Raw genomic sequence first — 19,077 nt, forward strand, 5'->3', positions numbered from 1 at the left:
GTAGGCCGGGTAAGGCGAAGCCGCCACCCGGCACTATTCAGACTGCACCCAAAACCCCTTACAGCACTCCAGCCACGCCTGCGCGCTATGCGACAGATACACCCCTTCACGCCAGATCATCCCTAACTGCCAGTGCAGCTCGCTCTCCAGCGGGATCCAGCGCAGGGTGTTTTTATCCAGCCGCTCGCAAATTGGCTGCGGCAGAATGGCAATCCCCACTCCAGCCTGAACCATCGCGGCCAGAAAATCCCACTGACCGCTGCGCACCGCAATGCGTGGCTTCACATTATGTTGGTTAAACAGCGTCATCAGCTGGCGGCTTAAGGCGAAGTCTTCGTTGTAGATCAGCAACGGATGTTCGCCGAGCAGTTCGGGTTTCACCGAGTCAATTTTCAGCCAGTCACCGGAGCGCGGTACGAGCACGCACAGCGGATGGCTGAACAGCGGCAGTGTCGCCAGACCGCTCTCTTCCTCTACGGGGAGGGCCGTCATCGCCACATCCAGCTCGCCGTTCATCACGGCCTGCTGGACGGTCAGGCCGCCAAATTCAGAAATTTTTAGCTCAACGCCGGGGTAGCGCTGACGAAACAGGCTAATCGGCCCGGCCATCATCATGCCGACCATCGGCGGAATGCCAAGACGTAATAGCCCTTTGGTAAGGTGGTTGATATCCGCAAGCTCAGCCTCAAGCTGGCGGAACTCAGCCAGAATCGCCAGCCCACGCTCGAAGACCACGCGCCCGGTATCCGTCAGCAGCAGCTTGCGTCCGTCACGAAGCAGCAGGGTACAGTTCAGCTCGTCCTCAAGGTTTTTCAGCATCTTGCTGATGGTCGGCTGGGTAACGAACAACTTCTCCGCTGCGCGGGTAAAACTTTGCTGGCGAACCACCTCGACAAAATAGCGCAGCGTTCTTATGTCCATGATTATTCCTCGAAACTATACCTTCGATGATTTTAATTCATTTCTGTCCCTGACGTGCGCTCACTATACTGGCGCCTCGTCTCAATTTTGAGGAAAACCCCCATGGCCGTGGCGTTAAGTCGTGTTACGCCTGCCGTTGTGCAACGACTCCAGGTACCGGTTCAGGTACTGCTCTATGCCGGACTGTTTGTTTTCGCGGAATATCTTGTCGACTGGCTGCACCTGCCTTTACCCGCCAATCTGGTCGGGATGGTGCTAATGCTAACGCTGATCCTCTGTCGCGCGTTGCCCCTTAGCTGGGTGCGAGCCGGCGCGCGCTGGCTGCTGGCGGAGATGCTGCTGTTCTTCGTGCCTGCGGTGGTCGCGGTGGTGAACTATGCCCAGCTGCTGATGGTCGACGGCTGGCGCATCTTCGCGGTTATCGCCCTGAGTACGCTGATGGTATTGGGCGCCACTGCCTGGGTGGTGGATAAAGTCTATCGCTTTGAAATCAGCAGGCAGAAGCATGACTAACGTTCAGATAAGCGTGCTGTGTCTGATTGCGACCATCGTAATCTACTTTGCCAACAAGCGTTTGTACCGCCGCTTTCGCGCGCTGCCGCTCATGCCGCTGGTGTTCACCCCCATCCTGCTGGTGCTCATGCTGGTCTTCGGCCATATTTCCTGGCAGAACTACATTGGGGAATCCCACTGGCTGCTGTGGCTGCTCGGCCCGGCCACTATCGCCTTTGCCGTTCCCGTGTACGACAACCTGAATATTATTAAACGCCACTGGATGTCGCTTAGCGCAGGCGTTCTGACTGCCACGGTGGTGGCGGTGTGTAGCTCGGTCTGGCTGGCGCGGCTGTTTACGCTGCCCGATGAAATTCAGCGCAGCCTGGCCGTGCGTTCGGTGACGACGCCGTTTGCGCTGGCAGCGGCTAAACCGCTTGGCGGGCAGCCGGATCTGGTGGCGCTGTTTGTGGTCGTGACGGGCGTCTTTGGCATGGCGGTGGGCGATATGCTCTTTTTGCGGCTTTCTATTCGGGAGGGGATGGCGAAAGGGGCAGGGTTTGGCGCGGCGTCTCATGGCGCAGGTACGGCGCGTTCGTATGAGCTGGGTCAGCAGGAAGGCGTGGTGGCAAGTCTGGTGATGATGCTCTCTGGCGTGACGATGGTGCTTATCGCACCGCTGGTGGCATGGGTGATGTTTTAAACTCCCCGGCCTGAGAGACCGGGGAGAAAGGCTTAGTGTGCGCGGCCCTGTTCAACGCCAAGGCCGGTTTGTGAGCGAATAAACTGGGCGCGGAATTTCTCACGCTCCAGGTTACCTTCCGGCGAGTTGTCGGTGGCAGAGAAGACCCAGATACCAATAAACGCCACGGCAATCGAGAACAGCGCCGGATACTCATACGGGAAAATGGCGCTTTCGTGACCGAGGATCTGTACCCAGATGGTCGGGCCCAGAATCATCAGGATCACCGCCGTCAGCAGCCCCAGCCAGCCGCCAATCATCGCCCCACGGGTGGTCAGTTTTGACCAGTACATGGAGAGCAGGATGATCGGGAAGTTACAGCTCGCCGCAATCGAGAAGGCCAGCCCCACCATAAAGGCGATGTTCTGCTTCTCAAACAGAATACCGAGCAAAATGGCGACCACACCCAGCACCAGCACGGTGATCTTAGAGACTTTCAGCTCGTCACGTTCGCTTGCCCCTTTACGGAACACGTTGGCGTAGAGGTCGTGCGAGACCGCAGAGGCACCGGCCAGCGTCAGTCCCGCTACTACGGCAAGGATGGTGGCGAAGGCCACGGCAGAGATAAAGCCGAGGAACAGGTTACCGCCCACCGCGTCGGCCAGATGCACCGCCGCCATGTTGTTGCCGCCAATCAGCGCACCCGCCGCGTCTTTAAACGCCGGGTTTGCCCCTACCAGCATGATCGCGCCAAAGCCGATGATAAAGGTCAGGATGTAGAAATAACCCATAAAGCCGGTGGCGTAGAAGACGCTCTTACGCGCTTCACGCGCATCGCTCACGGTGAAGAAACGCATCAGAATGTGTGGCAGGCCCGCGGTACCGAACATCAGGCCGAGACCGAGGGAGAGAGCGGATATCGGATCTTTCACCAGCCCGCCCGGGCTCATGATTGCCTCTCCTTTTGGATGAACCGCCATCGCTTCGGTAAACAGGTTATTGAAGCTGAACCCGACGTGCTTCATCACCATAAAGGCCATAAAACTGGCGCCGAACAGCAGCAGGACCGCTTTGATAATCTGTACCCAGGTGGTCGCCAGCATGCCGCCAAACAGGACGTACATCACCATCAGGACGCCAACCAGTACCACGGCGATGTGGTAGTTCAGACCGAACAGCAGTTCGATCAATTTACCTGCCCCGACCATCTGCGCAATCAGGTATAGCGCGACCACCACCAGCGAACCGCAGGCGGAGAGGGTGCGAATAGGCCCCTGTTTCAGGCGATAGGAGGCCACGTCAGCGAAGGTATAGCGCCCGAGGTTGCGCAAGCGCTCGGCAATGAGGAACAGGATGATCGGCCAGCCGACGAGGAAGCCCAGGGAGTAGATCAGGCCGTCGTAGCCGGAGGTATAAACCAGCGCGGAGATCCCGAGGAACGAGGCGGCAGACATAAAGTCGCCCGCTATCGCCAGCCCGTTCTGGAAACCGGTAATGTTGCCGCCCGCGGTGTAATAATCATTACGAGAGCGCACGCGCTTCGACGCCCAGTAAGTGATGTACAGGGTCAGCAGGACGAAAATCAGGAACATCACAATCGCCTGCCAGTTAGTCGGCTGACGCTGAACGTCGCCGGTGATGGCATCCGCCGCGTGGGCGGCAAAAGGAAGTGTGGCGGCAAGCGCCGTCAGGATCCGCTTCATGATGCTTTTACCTCTTGCAGTACCGCTCTGTTGAGACGATCGAATTCACCGTTCGCGCGCCAGACGTACACGCCGGTCAGTAAGAAGGAGATCACAATCACGCCAATGCCAATAGGAATGCCGCGCGTGACGCTGGTGCCCGCGTGCAGCGGGGTGCCCAGCCAGTGCGGAGCAAAGGCGATCAGCATAATAAAGCCGACGTAGATAATCAGCATGATGATAGAAAGGATGAAGGCAAACCGTTGCCGTTTTTCGACGAGCTCCCTGTAGTGCGCACTATTCTCTATCTGCTGACAAATATGGTCATTCATCACAGAGTCTCCAAAGGTAAGGTTGGTTTGTTTTTAGTCCCCTCTCCCCTTTGGGGAGAGGGTTAGGGTGAGGGGAGAGGAAGGTGCGGTCTGATGCCCTCACCCCGGCCCTCTCCCACGGGGAGAGGGAGAAAAAACTAGGAAGGCATTGCGATGGACTGCTTCTCTTCGAGCAGTTTTTCCACCACGCCAGGATCCGCGAGCGTTGAGGTATCACCGAGGTTGCTGGTATCCCCCGCCGCGATTTTGCGCAGGATACGGCGCATAATCTTGCCGGAGCGGGTTTTCGGCAGCGAGTCGGTCCAATGCAGCACGTCCGGCGTAGCAAGCGGGCCGATCTCCTTACGTACCCAGTTGCGCACCTCGGCGTACAGCTCGGGTGATGGCTCCTCGCCGTGGTTCAGCGTGACGTAAGCGTAAATCGCCTGGCCTTTGATGTTGTGCGGGATCCCGACAACGGCGGCTTCAGCAATTTTCGGATGCGACACCAGCGCCGATTCAATTTCAGCCGTCCCCAGACGGTGGCCAGAAACGTTGAGCACGTCATCCACGCGACCGGTGATCCAGTAATAACCGTCTTCATCACGGCGCGCGCCGTCGCCGCTGAAGTACATGTTTTTAAAGGTCGAGAAATAGGTCTGCTCAAAGCGTTCGTGGTCGCCGAACAGGGTACGCGCCTGGCCTGGCCACGAGTCGACGATCACCAGGTTGCCTTCGGTGGCCCCGTCCAGCGGGTTGCCCTCGTTATCCACCAGCGCAGGCTGTACGCCGAAGAATGGGCGCGTGGCAGAACCGGCCTTCAGCTGTGTGGCGCCAGGCATAGGGGTGATCATGAAGCCGCCGGTTTCGGTCTGCCACCAGGTGTCCATCACCGGGCATTTTTCATTGCCGATTTTCTTCCAGTACCACTCCCAGGCTTCGGGGTTAATGGGTTCACCCACGGAACCGAGGATGCGCAACGAAGAGCGGTCAGTGCCTTCGATGGCCTTATCGCCTTCCGCCATTAACGCGCGGATCGCCGTTGGCGCGGTGTAGAGAATGTTGACCTGGTGCTTGTCGACTACCTGACACATACGCGCCGGGGTCGGCCAGTTTGGCACGCCCTCAAACATCAACGTGGTGGCACCGCAGGCCAGCGGGCCGTAGAGCAGGTAGCTATGCCCGGTCACCCAGCCCACGTCGGCGGTACACCAGTAGATGTCGCCCGGGTGGTAGTCGAAAACATATTTAAAGGTCGTGGCCGCATAAACCAGATAACCGCCGGTGGTGTGCAGCACGCCTTTCGGTTTACCGGTTGAACCGGAGGTGTAAAGAATGAACAGCGGATCTTCAGCATTCATCTCTTCCGGCTGATGCTGGTCACTCGCTTTCTCGATCAGGTCACTCCACCACAGGTCACGTCCCTCGTTCCAGTCGATCTTGCCGCCGGTACGCTTCAGCACGATAACGTTACTGACCGTTTTGACATTCGGGTTTTTCAGCGCTTCATCGACGTTTTTCTTCAGCGGGATACCGCGTCCGGCGCGCACGCCTTCATCGGCGGTGATCACCAGTTTTGAACTGGAATCGACAATACGGCCTGCAACGGCTTCCGGCGAGAACCCGCCGAAGATAACCGAGTGAATTGCGCCGATACGCGCGCAGGCCAGCATAGCAACCGCGGCTTCCGGCACCATTGGCATATAGATAGCCACCACATCGCCCTTTTTAATGCCTTTTTCCAGCAGGACGTTGGCGAAACGGCAGACGTCGCGATGCAGTTCTTTATAGGTAATGTGTTTGCTCTGTGAGGCATCGTCGCCTTCCCAGATGATGGCGGTTTCATTCCCGCGTTCGGCAAGATGGCGATCCAGGCAGTTCGCCGCCAGGTTCAGCGTGCCATCTTCATACCATTTAATGGAGACGTTGCCGGGCGCAAAGGAGGTGTTTTTCACCTTCTGATAAGGTTTGATCCAGTCAAGGATGTGTCCCTGCTCGCCCCAGAAGGCGTCAGGGTGGGAAACTGATTGCTGATATTTCTCGTGGTACTGCTCCGGGGTGATCAGGCAACGGTCCGCAATGTTTGCGGGAATGTCGTGTTTATGTATTTGGCTCATGGCTTTTTTTCTCCTTGTAAGATGTTAATAATATGTCGCAAAAACGTTAATAGTAGGGGCTTTACAAGCTTTGTTTATTATTTGGGCTACAGATCACGCATTGTTTGAAGAGGTTGAAAAACGAGCGAATGAAACTTTGAAGGGAAATAATTCAGCCTGACGATTATTCGCATTTAGATTTAAAAAAGCGTTTTTATAACAAATGGTTATTTATCAGGATAATGACAAACTCGCGTTATACCGTCATTTCCCAGTGAAATGCGTCGTTCTTTAAGGCTTGCGCAACAGGTCGCGCAAATGATACTCATACGCCGCGTTAAAAAATTCCATAAACCAACGCAACACAATTCATACCCTTTCAGTATGTCTCCATATTCATGCAGTTTTGCTGGTGCGGAGATTTCATTGAGGAAGTCAGTTTCTATGAAAAACGTTAAAGTCAGCCTGGCCTGGCAGATCTTGCTAGCCCTTGTGCTGGGCATCTTGCTGGGCAGTTATCTCCACTATCATAGCGACAGCCGCGAATGGCTGATTGCCAACCTGCTCTCCCCGGCGGGCGATATCTTTATTCATTTGATCAAGATGATCGTGGTGCCGATTGTGATCTCGACGCTGGTGGTCGGCATTGCCGGGGTCGGTGACGCGAAACAGTTAGGCCGTATCGGTGCGAAAACCATTCTCTATTTCGAAGTGATCACTACGGTTGCGATTATTCTGGGGATTACCCTGGCAAACGTGTTCCAGCCAGGTTCCGGGATCGATATGTCGCAGCTGGCCACGGTGGATATTTCGAAATACCAAAGCACAACGGCGGAAGTGCAGAGCCATGCGCACGGCCTGATGGGCACGATCCTTTCACTGGTGCCGACCAATATCGTGGCATCGATGGCGAAAGGCGAGATGTTGCCGATCATCTTCTTCTCGGTGCTGTTTGGCCTGGGGCTCTCCTCGCTGCCTGCCACGCACCGTGAACCGCTGGTCACCGTCTTCCGCTCTATCTCCGAAACCATGTTCAAAGTGACCCACATGGTGATGCGCTACGCGCCGGTTGGGGTGTTCGCATTGATTGCGGTGACCGTGGCAAACTTCGGCTTTGCCTCCCTGTGGCCGCTGGCGAAGCTGGTGATCCTGGTGCACTTCGCCATCCTGTTCTTTGCGCTGGTGGTGCTGGGCATAGTGGCGCGCCTGTGCGGGCTGAGCATCTGGATCCTGATCCGTATCCTGAAAGATGAGTTGATTCTGGCGTACTCCACGGCAAGCTCTGAGAGCGTGCTGCCGCGCATTATTGAGAAGATGGAGGCTTACGGTGCGCCTGCCTCTATCACCAGCTTCGTGGTGCCGACCGGCTACTCTTTCAACCTGGACGGTTCAACGCTGTACCAGAGTATCGCCGCTATCTTTATTGCGCAGCTGTATGGCATTGACCTGTCGCTGTGGCAGGAGATCGTGCTGGTGCTGACCCTGATGGTGACGTCTAAAGGTATTGCAGGCGTACCGGGCGTTTCGTTCGTGGTGCTGCTGGCGACGCTGGGCAGCGTGGGTATTCCGCTGGAAGGTCTGGCGTTTATCGCCGGTGTCGACCGTATCCTCGATATGGCGCGTACGGCGCTGAACGTGGTGGGGAATGCCCTGGCGGTGCTGGTTATCGCCAAGTGGGAACACAAATTCGACCGTAAAAAAGCGCTGGCGTATGAACGCGAGGTGCTGGGGCGTTTTGATAAGACGGCCGATCGGTAACATCTTATGCCCGGTGGCGCTGCGCTTACCGGGCCTACGGGTTTTGTAGGCCGGGTAAGGCGAAGCCGCCACCCGGCGCTTTACTCCCCGCTCAACGCATCAAACTCTTCACATCCCGTATCAAACCCTTCCGTACAGCTCAGGTTCAACCAGTAAAGCGCTTTCTGCTTATTCGGCGTGATAAACCCTTTCTCGCCCTGTCTGAACAGCATCCCCGCCCAGTACTCCGCATAGCCCGTTCGCGACAGGGTAGAACTTCGCTTGAACCACGACGCGGCCCGCACGTCATCCTGAGCCACCTCAACGCCGTTGGCATAGATCAGCCCCAGCAGCAGCTGCGCGTCTACCGCCGAATCGTTGTCGATATCTTCAGTCGCCGTTTGCAGGAGCTTAATGGCCTGGGGATAGTCGGTTTGACCGGCCTCAGTGTTGACCAGCACGCGCGCCAGCATGATCGCGCCGCGTTTGCTGCCTGCAATGTTTGCCTGCTGCGCCAGAGCCTTGGCCTGCGCGTAATCCCCCTGCGTAAAGTGAATTTGCGACAACAGCGCCATGGCATCGACATCGCCACCTTTTGCGGCTTTTTCGGCCCACCGCGCGGCCTGTGTGCGGTCCCCCGAGCTGAAGTAGGTATCAGCAAGATAATACTGGGCGCGGACATCGCCCGCTTCCGCCTGCTTCAGATACTGGCTGCCTATCTCATCCGCGCAGGCGAACGAGGTTATAAAGAATAACAACAGAAAAATGGCTTTCATGGATTCTTATCTTCTGGGTACACGCCGCGCAGTATAATCGCGGTGGCGGAAATAAAAAAAGGGAGTGAATATATCACTCCCTTTGTTCATTAATTAATTACCCGCTTCAACCCATTGCGCTTTCACGCAGTCGGGCTTTCAGCTTGTTATATTCGTCAATCACATACTGTTCGGCAGCGTGTTGATCCGCAATGGGCTCCACGTTGACGGCACAATATTTATACTCCGGCGTTTTGGTTATCGGGCTTAAGTTCTCCGTCACCAGTTCGTTACAGGCACCAATCCACCACTGGTAGGTCATATAGACCGCCCCTTTGTTGGGACGATCGCTCACCTGCGCACGGGTGATGATTCGCCCTTTGCGCGAGTTCACCCATACCAGCGCTTCATCCTCAATACCCAGGCGTTCCGCGTCGGCAGTGTTGATTTGCGCGTAGCCGGGTTCATCTGCCAGCGCGGCCAGCGCGGCGCAGTTCCCGGTCATTGAGCGACAGGAGTAGTGGCCCACTTCGCGCACGGTGGAGAGCACCATCGGATACTTGTCGGTGAGTTTATCGACAGGTGCGACCCAGTCACAGGTGAAGAACTGCGCCAGCCCGTCCGGGGTGTCGAACGTCTCTTTGAAGAGGTATGACGTCCCCTGGTCGGCTTCCGACTCATCGCGGCATGGCCACTGGATATACCCCAGCTCACCCATTTTTTCATAGGTGGCACCGTAGAAGTCCGGACACAGATGCCGCAACTCGTCCCAGATCTCCTGAGTGTTGTTGTAGTGCATCGGGTAGCCCATACGGGTGGCGATTTCGCTGATGATCTGCCAGTCGGTTTTCAGATCCCACTTCGGTTCGACCGCTTTGAAGAAGCGCTGGAAACCGCGGTCAGCCGCCGTGTAGACGCCTTCATGCTCGCCCCATGATGTCGACGGTAAAATCACATCCGCCGCCGCCGCGGTTTTGGTCATAAAGATATCCTGGACAATCACCAGCTCCAGATCCGCAAACCCTTTACGTACCGCAGAGAGTTCGGCATCGGTCTGGAGCGGATCTTCACCCATGATGTAGGCCGCACGCACTTCACCGTGCGCCGCACGGTGCGGCAGCTCGCTGATGCGATAGCCGGTGTGTTCCGGCAGGCTTTCGACCCCCCAGGCTTTCGCGAATTTCTCGCGGTTTTCCGGGAATTTGACGTACTGATATCCTGGATAGGTATCCGGCAGCGCGCCCATATCGCAGGCCCCCTGGACGTTATTCTGGCCACGTACCGGGTTGACGCCGACGTGGGCCTTGCCCAGGTTACCCGTCAGCATGGCGAGGCTGGTCAACGAACGCACGGTTTCCACGCCCTGGTAGAACTGGGTCACGCCCATGCCCCACAGAATGGCGGCGGTTTTCGCCCCGGCGTACATGCGTGCGGCCTGGCGGATCTCCTGTGCGCTGACGCCGGTTATCGCTTCAACGGACTCTGGCGTATAGCCTTCGACAATTTTACGATACTCTTCAAAGCCTTCCGTGCGGCTGGCCACAAACGCCTGGTCGTACAGATTCTCCTCAATAATGACGTGCCCCATCGCATTCAACAGCGCGATGTTCGAGCCGTTTTTCAATGCGATGTGCATATCTGCAATGCGCGCGGTTTCAATTTTGCGCGGATCGCAGACGATGATTTTCGCCCCGTTCTGTTTGGCGCGAATAACATGGTTCGCGACGATAGGGTGAGAATCCGCCGGGTTATAGCCGAAAATAAACACCAGATCGGTGTTGTCTATCTCGTTGATGGCATTACTCATTGCGCCGTTACCGACCGACTGGTGCAGACCTGCAACCGATGGGCCGTGTCAGACGCGAGCGCAGCAGTCGACGTTATTGGTTCCAATAACGGCGCGTGCGAATTTTTGCATCACATAGTTGGTTTCATTCCCTGTCCCGCGTGAGGAACCGGTCGTCTGAATCGCATCCGGGCCGTACTTGGCCTTGATGGCGTTGAGGCGCGTGGCGACGTAATCGAGCGCCTCGTTCCAGCTGACGGCTTCCAGCTTGCCACCGCGCTCGCGGCGGATCATAGGGGTTTTCAGGCGCGGGGTGAGGATTTGGGTATCATTGATAAAATCCCAGCCGTAATACCCTTTCAGACACAGCGTGCCCTGGTTGGTTTTCCCCTGTGCGGCCTCCGCCCGGACGATTTTGCCGTTATCGACCACCAGGTGGATCTTGCAACCTGAGGCACAATAAGGGCAAACCGTGACGACTTTTTTCATCAGTCTGCTCCAGTTAATCGAATCTTTCGCACCAAATAATGCAGCTTCTATGCCATGTTTTTAGTAGGGGTAATGGCGCGTTTTACGGCGTATTCCTGCCGACAACCCTGACGAAAAGCAGACCATCGTCAAAATTGACGTGTCGAATGGGCAGGGTATGTGACATGGGTTGAATTTCCGTCATGGAAAACACCCTTTCACTGGAGCCGACGGCAGAATGGTTCAGACTTAACATAATCCCCTGACGGAAGCATATGATGAAACCGGCGATTCTGGTGGTTGATGACGATTTGGCAGTGTGCGAACTGCTGCAGGATGTGCTGAGTGAACACGTCTTTGACGTGCTTGTCTGCCATAACGGTCAGGATGTGCCAGGCCGGGTACAACAGACGCCGGAGATCGCCCTTGTCCTGCTGGATATGATGCTGCCAGATATCAATGGGTTACAGGTTTTGCTGCAGTTGCAAAAGCAGCGTCCGGCGCTACCGGTGATCATGTTAACCGGGTTGGGCAGTGAATCCGACGTGGTAGTGGGGCTGGAGATGGGAGCCGACGACTATATTGGCAAACCGTTTAATCCGCGCGTGGTGGTTGCCCGGGTTAAAGCGGTCCTGCGTCGGACCGGCGTGCTGGCCGCAGAAACGCCGATGCCACGCGTAGCGGGGATAACCTTCGACAACTGGACGCTGGATACCTCCCGATGTGAACTGATTGATCCGCAGCGTAACGTCGTGCCGTTGACCCAGGGGGAATATGGCCTGCTGCTGGCGCTTACGCAAAATGCCCGCCGGGTACTCAGCCGCGATCAACTGCTGGAACTCACCCACAGCGAAAGCACGGAGGTGTTTGACCGGACTATCGACGTGCTGATCATGCGTCTGCGCCGGAAAATCGAGGTCAACCCGCATCAGCCTGCACTCATTAAAACCATTCGTGGACTGGGGTATGTATTTGCCACCGATGTTAGCCGCCCCGAACAGGCGGCATAAGGTCTATGTTATCGCCGGAATAAGAAGGGCGGCAAAAAAGGCGCTGATGCACAGGTACTTGAGGGCATAATAGGCTTTACGATTTCGTTTTTTAAGACGCTGTCCGCGTTCGCGCCCCGCATGAACATATTTAAAAATGCGATTAATGCCGCCAGTGCGGTCATTCTCATCATTGGGTGAGCTGGCTGCAGACATCAGCGTCGTCCCTACCCAATGGTTAACTGCCTGTGCCCAGCCCCACTTCATCGGACGCTCGATATCACAGAAAAGAATAATGCGCGTTTGATCGGTTTTATTTTCTGCCCAGTGAACGTAAGTCTCATCAAAAATGACGGCCTCGCCATCGCGCCAGCTATGGCGCTGCTGGTCCACTTCAATAAAGCAGCGATCGTCATTCGGGGTAGATAAGCCCAGATGATAGCGAACCGAGCCCGCGTAGGGATCGCGATGCTTGCCCAGCTTTGCCCCCGCAGGCAGTTCGGCAAACATCGCCGCCTTTACGCAAGGAATTTGACTCACCAGTTGCGTGGTCACCGGGCAAAGCGCTTGCGCAGAAGGGTGAGCGTCGGCGTACCATTTCAGATAAAAACGTTTCCAGCCGCGTTTAAAAAAGGTGTTAAAGCCAGCGTCGTTATTATTTTGCGCCGCCTTTATATGATCCTGTAAACGCACAGCCTCTTCACGAATAACCTGCCAGTTTTCCGTCAGCGTTTTTAATTCAGGGAAACGCTCTGTCTCAAAGAAAGCCTCCCTGGCGGGCAGGGAAGAGAACGCCGTCATAAACATATTGATGGGGGCCATGAACGTCGAATGGTCGAACAACTGACGAGACAGCGTCTGTTTTTCTTTCCCGCGTGAATGCGCGTAAATAACGCTAATAATGAAAATACCGATGATGATGGCTGCGAACATTTTTCCCTTGTCCTCTTTCTATCTCATTTCGGAAAAGCGTGCGGACAGAGTGTCTGCCCACGCCGAATATGCCAGATGGAGAGAGTGTAGTTCGGGAATGTAAAATTCATAGAACTGTAATGAAAAATCGCAATTATTGTTAAATTAATTGCCCTCGCGAATAAAAGCCTGCAGCCCGGCCAGCGTTTTTTGCCACCCACTCTCCCCAAAGGGGAGAGGGTTTAGGCTGAGGGGTTACTTAACCGTCCATCCTTTATAGGTACCGACGTTCTTTTTATCGATCATCGTCACCGGGATCAGCACCGGTTCTTTCGGTGCCGGTTTACCCTGGAGAATGTCGTAGCCGATCTCGACCGCTTTTGCCGCCATCACCTGCGGATCTTGTGCCGGGGTTGCCACAAACAGGGAGTTTTCCCGCTTCAGCGCTTCTTCACCATCCGGGCTGCCATCCACACCCACAATGAAGAATTCATTGCGCTGCGCCTGTTTTGCCGCCAGATCGGCGCCGATCGCGGTAGGATCGTTAATCGCGAATACGCCGTCGATCTTCGGATTGGCCGCCAGAAGAGAGGTCATGACTTCCAGACCGCCTTCACGGCTGCCTTTGGCGTTCTGGTTATCCGAGAGCACCTTGATATCCGGATGTTTTTTGAATTCCATCTGGCAACCTTCCACACGGTTTTGCACCGCTGAGACCGGTGGTCCGTTGATGATCACCACATTGCCTTTGCCTTTCAGGCGATCGGTAATGTACTTACAGGCCATTTCGCCCGCCTGGGTGTTATTGGAGGTGATGGTCGCATCGGCACCTTCCGCCGCCACGTCAACCGCCACGACCACGATCCCGGCATCCTTCGCGCGTTTCACCGCCGGGCCGATCCCTTTGGAATCCGCGGCGTTGAGGATGATCATGTCCACTTTCGCGGCGATAAAGTTATCGATCTGCGCCACCTGCTGACCGAGATCGTAACCGCTGGAGACAAGCGTCACTTTGACGTTATCGCCCGCCAGCTTGCGCGCTTCCAGCTCGGCACCTTTGGTGATCTGCACAAAGAACGGGTTGGCCAGGTCACCCACCGTCACGCCGATGGACTTCAGATCTTTCGCCTGCGCAAACGGCGTTGCGGCAAGCAGCGCGCCAGCACAGAGCGCGGTCACTAACGGTTTTAAACGCATATTCTATTCCTCGAAGCTGTAGGGTTTTGTTGTTATGCACTTTGATGGTGTCGGGTACGGTATTTGTCGATCAGCACCGCAATGATGATCACCGCCCCTTTGATCACCAGTTGCCAGAAGTAGGAGACGCCCATCAGCGTCATGCCGTTGTTGAGGGTGGCGATAATCAATGCCCCCACCAGCGTGCCGGTGATCGTGCCGATCCCGCCGACGAAGCTGGTACCGCCGAGGATCACCGCCGCAATCGCATCCAGCTCATAGCCGGTACCGAGGTTGCCGTTGGCGCTGTAAAGGCGTGAGGCGCTCATCACGCCACCGAGGCCGGAGAGCAGCCCGCTCATGCCGTAGACAAACAGCAGTACCATCCAGACCTTGATACCCGTCAGGCGCGCCGCCTGCATGTTGCCGCCCACGGCGTAGATGTGAACGCCCAGCGTAGTGCGGCGCAGGATAAACCAGCAGATAGCAATGACCGCCAAAGCAATGACCACCAGCCATGGCACGGGACCGAGGTAGTTATTGCCGATCCACTCGAAGTTGATGTTCGAGTTGATCACCGTGGTGCCGTCTGCCAGCAGGTAGGCCGCGCCGCGCAGCGCCGTATAGGTACCGAGCGTGACGATAAACGGCGGTAGCCCGGCAAAGGCCACCAGCGCGCCGTTGAACAGCCCCAGCACCATGCCGAGCATCAGCGCCGCCGGAATAGAAAGTCCGGCGAATTCCGGGATCAGCGACACCACCATTGCCGCAACGGCGGTAGTACCGAGAATCGACCCCACGGAGAGGTCAATCCCACCGGTTAAGATGATGAAGGTCATCCCCGCTGCCAGCACGATGTTGATTGACGCCTGACGGGTGATGTTGAGCAGGTTGCTCTCGGTGAAGAAGTTAGGGGCGATAAAGCCAAATACCGCCACGATCAGAATTAAAATAGGTAAAATGCCGATCGTTTGCATCAGATCGCTCATCAGCATTTTTTTGGCGGAGGCGGATTTCGCCACCTGCTGCGGATGGGTTGGAGTTGTCATAATTACACCGCCTGATGATGTGTGTCGTCCACGCCGGTTGCCAGCGTCATGATGTTTTCCTGAGAGATATCGCGCCCGTGGAGTTCACCCGCAATGCTGCCTTCGCGCATCACGTACACCCGGTCACTCATGCCCACCACTTCCGGCAGTTCGCTGGAGATCATCAAAATTGCTACGCCCTTACGCGCCATCTGGTTCATGATGCGGTAGATCTCGCTTTTCGCGCCAACGTCCACGCCGCGGGTGGGTTCGTCCAGAATCAGTATGCGCGGGCCTATCGCCACCCAGCGCGAGATCAGCAGTTTTTGCTGATTACCGCCGGACAGTCCGCCCGCGCGTACCTGTGAATGGGGCACACGAATGTTGAGCAGGGCGATAGCGTCATCGGAAATGGACTGGGCTTTTTTGCGGTTCAGCATGCCGAAGGTGGCATCGCGTTCCAGCGTCGCCATGGTGATGTTCTCCTGCGCCGCCAGCTCCAGAAACAGCCCCTGCTCCTTACGGTTCTCGGTGAGAAAACCGATCCCGTTTTCAATGGCCGCGCGCGGGGAGTGGATCACCACCGGCTCGCCGTCCACCTCAATCATGCCGCCCGTGGCTTTGCGCACGCCGAAAATCAGCTGCGCCAGCTCGGAGCGTCCGGCACCGACCAGCCCGGCCAGCCCGACGATTTCGCCGGAACGGACCTGTAAACTGCACGGCCGCACTTTTTTACCGTCGGTAAGGTGGTGGACGTTCAGGCGCGGGCTGCCGAGAGGGATATCGCGCTCTTTGTTGAACAGATCGCTTAAGGGGCGGCCCACCATCATTTTCACCAGCTCGGAGGCGTTGAGCTTGTCGCGCGTCAGGCTGCCGACGTACTGCCCGTCACGCAGAACGCTGACGCGGTCAGAGAGTTCATACACTTCCGCCATACGGTGGCTGATATAGATAATCGCCATGCCTTCATCGCGCAGGCGCAGAATCAGTTCAAACAGGCGGTGGGTTTCGCGTGAAGAGAGGGCGGCGGTGGGTTCGTCCATCACCAGAATGCGGCTGTTGCGGTGCAGCGCGCGGGCAATTTCCACCTGCTGCTGTTCGGCGATGGTCAGCTTCATCACCCGATCGGTGGCGCTGAACTGGGCGCCGAGGCGATCGATCACCGCCTGCGCCTGGGCGGCCATCTCTTTACGCTGAACCAGCCCGCCGCGCGACAGTTCGCTGCCGAGGAAAATGTTTTCCGCCACGGTCAGATTGGGGGCGAGCTGCATCTCCTGGTAAATCAAGGTAATGCCTGCGGCCAGGGCATCTTTCGGCCCTTTGATGTGAAACGGCTGTCCGTCGATCAGGATCTCACCGTGGGTGGCGGTGTAGGCACCTGCGAGGATTTTCATCAGCGTGCTTTTGCCCGCGCCATTTTCGCCCATCAGCGCGTGGATCTCACCGGGGAAAACCGTCAAATCCACGCCCTTGAGCGCGTGGAAATTGCCAAAGGTTTTGGCTATGCCGCGCATCTCTAAAACCGGGGTTCTGCTCATGGCGGATCTCCTGTGAATGTCGATATCTGCACTTCATCACAGGTGCGTAAATGCAAAATGTCAGAAGCTGTTCATATTTGTCATAGTTATGAATAGCTAACCGCCGTCACATTTCTCTTTTCCCTCTCCCCGTGGGTGAGGGCATCAGACCGCTAAGGAGCCTAAAGAGATGTCATCACGCCCCCCGTTTTTTACCAGTGCCCGTGGCCGCCTGCTGATGTTCAATCTGCTGGTTGTTGCGGTCACGCTGATGGTCAGCGGCGTGGCGGTGCTTGGCTTCCGTCATGCCAGCCAGATCCAGGAGCAGGTGCAGCAGCAAACGCTGGATGACATGACCGGCAGCATGAACCTCGCTCGCGATACGGCTAACGTGGCGACGGCGGCGGTGCGGCTGTCGCAGGTAGTCGGATCGCTGGAGTACAAAGGCGAGGCGGAGCGGTTAAAGCAGATGCAAACGGCATTGCGCCGCTCGCTGGAGCAGCTGGCCGATGCGCCGCTGGCGCAGTTGGAGCCGGCGCTGGTGGCGCGGATTATTCAGAGAAGCAATGAATTACAGCAAGGCGTGACGGGGATGCTGGAGCGCGGGCAGCGACGCCATCTGGAGCGTAACGCGCTGCTCAGTTCGCTCTACCAGAGCCAGAGTTACCTGCGTCATCTGCAGGACATCAACCGCCGTACTGGCAGCGATGTTCCGGATGCGCAGCTGCTGATGGAAATGGACAAGCTGATCGCCGCCGCCATCGAAACCCCTTCACCACGCGCCACGATACAGCAGCTGGATACGGTGACGGCGATGTTGCCCCAGCGCGCGACGCAGCCTGCGGTCAACGTTGTGCTGCCCGACTTTAACGCCGAGCTGCGTAAGCTTGCCCCGCTGTCGACGCAGCTGGCAGAGAGCGATCTGGCAATAAGCTGGTATATGTTCCACATCAAGGCGCTGGTGGCGATACTGAATAGCGATATCAATCAGTACGTTGAACAGGTCGCGCAAGCCTCCCGGCTTCGCACGGCCCAGAGCCATCACGAGCTGCAATCCATTAGCGTTTTTATCAGCATTTTCGCCGTGCTGGCGCTGATCATCACCGGGTGCGCCTGCTGGTATATTTACCGTAACCTGGCCTCCAACCTGACGGCTATCTCCCGGGCCATGTCGCGCCTTGCCCGTGGCGAACAGGATGTCTCGGTGCCCGCATTGCAGCGGCGGGACGAGCTGGGCGAGCTGGCGCGCGCGTTTAACGTTTTTGCCCGCAACACTGCTTCACTTGAGCACACGACGCGTCTGCTGAAAGAGAAAACGACGCAGATGGAGATTGACCGCATCGAGCGTCAGGGACTGGAAGAAGCGTTGCTCCACAGCCAGAAGATGAAGGCTGTCGGACAGCTGACCGGCGGGCTGGCGCATGATTTTAATAATCTTCTGGCGGTGATCATCGGCAGTCTTGAGCTGACCGACCCCGAATCAAAAGACGCGCCGCGTATTACCCGGGCGCTGAAGGCGGCCGAACGCGGCGCCATGCTGACCCAGCGCCTGCTGGCATTTTCCCGCAAGCAATCCCTGACGCCGCATACCGTTGAGATGAAACCGCTGCTGGAGAACCTGCGGGAACTGATGCGCCACTCCTTGCCTGTCACCCTGACTCTGGAGATTGAAGCGCAAACCCCGGCATGGCCCGCATGGATAGACGTCGGCCAGCTGGAAAACGCGATTATCAACCTGGTGATGAACGCCCGCGATGCGATGGAAGGGCAAAGCGGCGTCATTAAAATTCGTACATGGAACCAGCGCGTGACCCGCAGCGACGGCCGCAGGCAGGATATGGTGGCGCTGGAGGTCATTGACCATGGTAGCGGTATGGCGCAGGAGGTGAAATCCCGGGTCTTTGAACCGTTCTTTACCACCAAACAGACCGGAAGTGGCAGCGGATTAGGGTTGTCGATGGTGTACGGTTTTGTGCGTCAGTCCGGGGGACGCGTGGAGATTGAAAGCGCGCCGGGGCAGGGCACCACCGTTCGGCTCCATCTGCCGCGCTCGACGTTTTCCACCGTGTCTGAAAGTGAGGCGCTCCCGGCTACCACCTCCCCGGATAGCGAGCGGCTGGTGCTGGTACTGGAAGATGAGGCGGATGTCCGCCAGACCCTGTGTGAGCAGCTGCATCAGCTAGGCTACCTGACACTCGAAGCGGAGAATGGCGAGCAGGCCCTGAGCATGCTGGAGGCATCGCCGGATATTGGCATGTTTATCAGCGACCTGATGCTGCCCGGAAGCCTCAGTGGAGCGGAGGTCATTAACCATGTGCGCAGTCATTATCCGCAGCTTCCGGTGCTGCTGATCAGCGGCCAGGATTTGCGGCCTACGCATAACCCTCAGCTGCCGGACGTTCAGTTACTGCGTAAGCCGTTTACCCGCGTACAGCTGGCACAGGCGCTGCGTAAGGTGATGGTAATTTGAGATTCCTCCGCTACTCCGGCACAGTCCCGTTGATTACCTTAACGCCAGTCCACCT

Annotated in this window: 15 protein-coding genes; 5 read left to right on the plus strand and 10 right to left on the minus strand. The window is 56.9% G+C overall.

The window, feature by feature from the left end:
- Window positions 1–33: 33 nt before the first annotated feature.
- Window positions 34–921, minus strand: a complete 888-nt coding sequence (locus ABFI50_RS10725; protein WP_014882159.1) for a LysR family transcriptional regulator — start codon at window positions 919–921, stop codon at window positions 34–36.
- 102 nt (window positions 922–1,023) lie between these two features.
- On the opposite strand from ABFI50_RS10725, the gene ABFI50_RS10730 reads away from it, so the two are divergent.
- Both ABFI50_RS10730 and ABFI50_RS10735 read left to right on the plus strand, forming a co-directional pair.
- Window positions 1,024–1,434 (plus strand): CidA/LrgA family protein, encoded by a 411-nt coding sequence (locus ABFI50_RS10730; protein ID WP_014882160.1) that lies wholly within the window; start codon window positions 1,024–1,026, stop codon window positions 1,432–1,434.
- Window positions 1,427–2,116 (plus strand): LrgB family protein, encoded by a 690-nt coding sequence (locus ABFI50_RS10735; protein ID WP_014882161.1) that lies wholly within the window; start codon window positions 1,427–1,429, stop codon window positions 2,114–2,116. Before ABFI50_RS10730 ends, ABFI50_RS10735 begins: the two co-directional genes overlap by 8 nt.
- A 32-nt stretch (window positions 2,117–2,148) precedes the next feature.
- Here ABFI50_RS10735 and actP read toward each other — a convergent pair whose 3' ends face one another.
- The 3 genes from actP to acs form a co-directional block, all read right to left on the minus strand.
- Window positions 2,149–3,798, minus strand: a complete 1,650-nt coding sequence (actP, locus tag ABFI50_RS10740; protein WP_014882162.1) for a cation/acetate symporter ActP — start codon at window positions 3,796–3,798, stop codon at window positions 2,149–2,151.
- Window positions 3,795–4,109 (minus strand): DUF485 domain-containing protein, encoded by a 315-nt coding sequence (locus tag ABFI50_RS10745; protein ID WP_014882163.1) that lies wholly within the window; start codon window positions 4,107–4,109, stop codon window positions 3,795–3,797. Before ABFI50_RS10745 ends, actP begins: the two co-directional genes overlap by 4 nt.
- A 137-nt stretch (window positions 4,110–4,246) precedes the next feature.
- Window positions 4,247–6,205 (minus strand): acetate--CoA ligase, encoded by a 1,959-nt coding sequence (gene acs, locus ABFI50_RS10750; protein ID WP_023331810.1) that lies wholly within the window; start codon window positions 6,203–6,205, stop codon window positions 4,247–4,249.
- 423 nt (window positions 6,206–6,628) lie between these two features.
- On the opposite strand from acs, the gene gltP reads away from it, so the two are divergent.
- Complete coding sequence (gene gltP, locus ABFI50_RS10755; RefSeq protein ID WP_014882165.1) at window positions 6,629–7,942, plus strand: glutamate/aspartate:proton symporter GltP; 1,314 nt, start codon at window positions 6,629–6,631, stop codon at window positions 7,940–7,942.
- Window positions 7,943–8,022: 80 nt separating this feature from the next.
- Here the strand turns inward: gltP and ABFI50_RS10760 are convergent, their stop codons facing one another.
- Both ABFI50_RS10760 and fdhF read right to left on the minus strand, forming a co-directional pair.
- On the minus strand, window positions 8,023–8,697 hold the full coding sequence (locus ABFI50_RS10760; protein ID WP_347486041.1) for a tetratricopeptide repeat protein: 675 nt from the start codon (window positions 8,695–8,697) through the stop codon (window positions 8,023–8,025).
- 106 nt (window positions 8,698–8,803) lie between these two features.
- Window positions 8,804–10,951 carry a formate dehydrogenase subunit alpha gene (fdhF, locus tag ABFI50_RS10765; RefSeq protein ID WP_347486043.1) on the minus strand — a complete coding sequence of 716 codons (2,148 nt, stop codon included), beginning with the start codon at window positions 10,949–10,951 and terminating at the stop codon, window positions 8,804–8,806.
- Window positions 10,952–11,208: 257 nt separating this feature from the next.
- Here fdhF and ABFI50_RS10770 point away from each other — a divergent pair, with 257 nt between their 5' ends.
- Window positions 11,209–11,940, plus strand: a complete 732-nt coding sequence (locus ABFI50_RS10770; protein ID WP_014882168.1) for a response regulator transcription factor — start codon at window positions 11,209–11,211, stop codon at window positions 11,938–11,940.
- 3 nt (window positions 11,941–11,943) lie between these two features.
- Here ABFI50_RS10770 and lpxO read toward each other — a convergent pair whose 3' ends face one another.
- From lpxO to ABFI50_RS10790, 4 genes are all read right to left on the minus strand, one after another.
- Window positions 11,944–12,852 carry a lipid A hydroxylase LpxO gene (gene lpxO / locus ABFI50_RS10775; RefSeq protein WP_347486045.1) on the minus strand — a complete coding sequence of 303 codons (909 nt, stop codon included), beginning with the start codon at window positions 12,850–12,852 and terminating at the stop codon, window positions 11,944–11,946.
- Between the two features lie 234 nt (window positions 12,853–13,086).
- Window positions 13,087–14,028, minus strand: a complete 942-nt coding sequence (locus ABFI50_RS10780; RefSeq protein ID WP_014882170.1) for an ABC transporter substrate-binding protein — start codon at window positions 14,026–14,028, stop codon at window positions 13,087–13,089.
- 32 nt (window positions 14,029–14,060) lie between these two features.
- Window positions 14,061–15,056: a COG4158 family protein gene (locus ABFI50_RS10785; RefSeq protein WP_014882171.1), complete on the minus strand. Its 996-nt coding sequence runs from the start codon at window positions 15,054–15,056 to the stop codon at window positions 14,061–14,063.
- A gap of 2 nt (window positions 15,057–15,058) precedes the next feature.
- The gene (locus ABFI50_RS10790; RefSeq protein ID WP_347486048.1) at window positions 15,059–16,573 is read right to left on the minus strand and encodes a sugar ABC transporter ATP-binding protein; all 1,515 of its coding nucleotides are present in this window, start codon (window positions 16,571–16,573) and stop codon (window positions 15,059–15,061) included.
- A 169-nt stretch (window positions 16,574–16,742) separates the two neighbouring features.
- Here ABFI50_RS10790 and ABFI50_RS10795 point away from each other — a divergent pair, with 169 nt between their 5' ends.
- A complete protein-coding gene (locus ABFI50_RS10795) occupies window positions 16,743–19,022 on the plus strand; it encodes an ATP-binding protein (protein WP_347486050.1) in 2,280 nt (759 codons plus the stop codon).
- The last annotated feature ends 55 nt before the right edge of the window (window positions 19,023–19,077 follow it).

Origin of the sequence: Enterobacter sp. HNDS-6, from assembly GCF_039850505.1 — a bacterium.
Taxonomy (GTDB): Bacteria; Pseudomonadota; Gammaproteobacteria; order Enterobacterales; family Enterobacteriaceae; genus Enterobacter; species Enterobacter kobei.

Bases quoted from the DNA above. Each gene is read 5' to 3' on its own strand.
- ABFI50_RS10745 (WP_014882163.1), bottom strand. From the start codon at position 4,109: ATGAATGACCATATTTGTCAGCAGATAGAGAATAGTGCGCACTACAGG.
- lpxO (WP_347486045.1), bottom strand. From the start codon at position 12,852: ATGTTCGCAGCCATCATCATCGGTATTTTCATTATTAGCGTTATTTAC.
- ABFI50_RS10770 (WP_014882168.1), top strand. From the start codon at position 11,209: ATGAAACCGGCGATTCTGGTGGTTGATGACGATTTGGCAGTGTGCGAA.
- ABFI50_RS10725 (WP_014882159.1), bottom strand. From the start codon at position 921: ATGGACATAAGAACGCTGCGCTATTTTGTCGAGGTGGTTCGCCAGCAA.
- acs (WP_023331810.1), bottom strand. From the start codon at position 6,205: ATGAGCCAAATACATAAACACGACATTCCCGCAAACATTGCGGACCGT.
- ABFI50_RS10735 (WP_014882161.1), top strand. From the start codon at position 1,427: ATGACTAACGTTCAGATAAGCGTGCTGTGTCTGATTGCGACCATCGTA.
- ABFI50_RS10730 (WP_014882160.1), top strand. From the start codon at position 1,024: ATGGCCGTGGCGTTAAGTCGTGTTACGCCTGCCGTTGTGCAACGACTC.
- ABFI50_RS10785 (WP_014882171.1), bottom strand. From the start codon at position 15,056: ATGACAACTCCAACCCATCCGCAGCAGGTGGCGAAATCCGCCTCCGCC.
- ABFI50_RS10780 (WP_014882170.1), bottom strand. From the start codon at position 14,028: ATGCGTTTAAAACCGTTAGTGACCGCGCTCTGTGCTGGCGCGCTGCTT.
- actP (WP_014882162.1), bottom strand. From the start codon at position 3,798: ATGAAGCGGATCCTGACGGCGCTTGCCGCCACACTTCCTTTTGCCGCC.
- ABFI50_RS10760 (WP_347486041.1), bottom strand. From the start codon at position 8,697: ATGAAAGCCATTTTTCTGTTGTTATTCTTTATAACCTCGTTCGCCTGC.
- gltP (WP_014882165.1), top strand. From the start codon at position 6,629: ATGAAAAACGTTAAAGTCAGCCTGGCCTGGCAGATCTTGCTAGCCCTT.
- ABFI50_RS10795 (WP_347486050.1), top strand. From the start codon at position 16,743: ATGTCATCACGCCCCCCGTTTTTTACCAGTGCCCGTGGCCGCCTGCTG.
- ABFI50_RS10790 (WP_347486048.1), bottom strand. From the start codon at position 16,573: ATGAGCAGAACCCCGGTTTTAGAGATGCGCGGCATAGCCAAAACCTTT.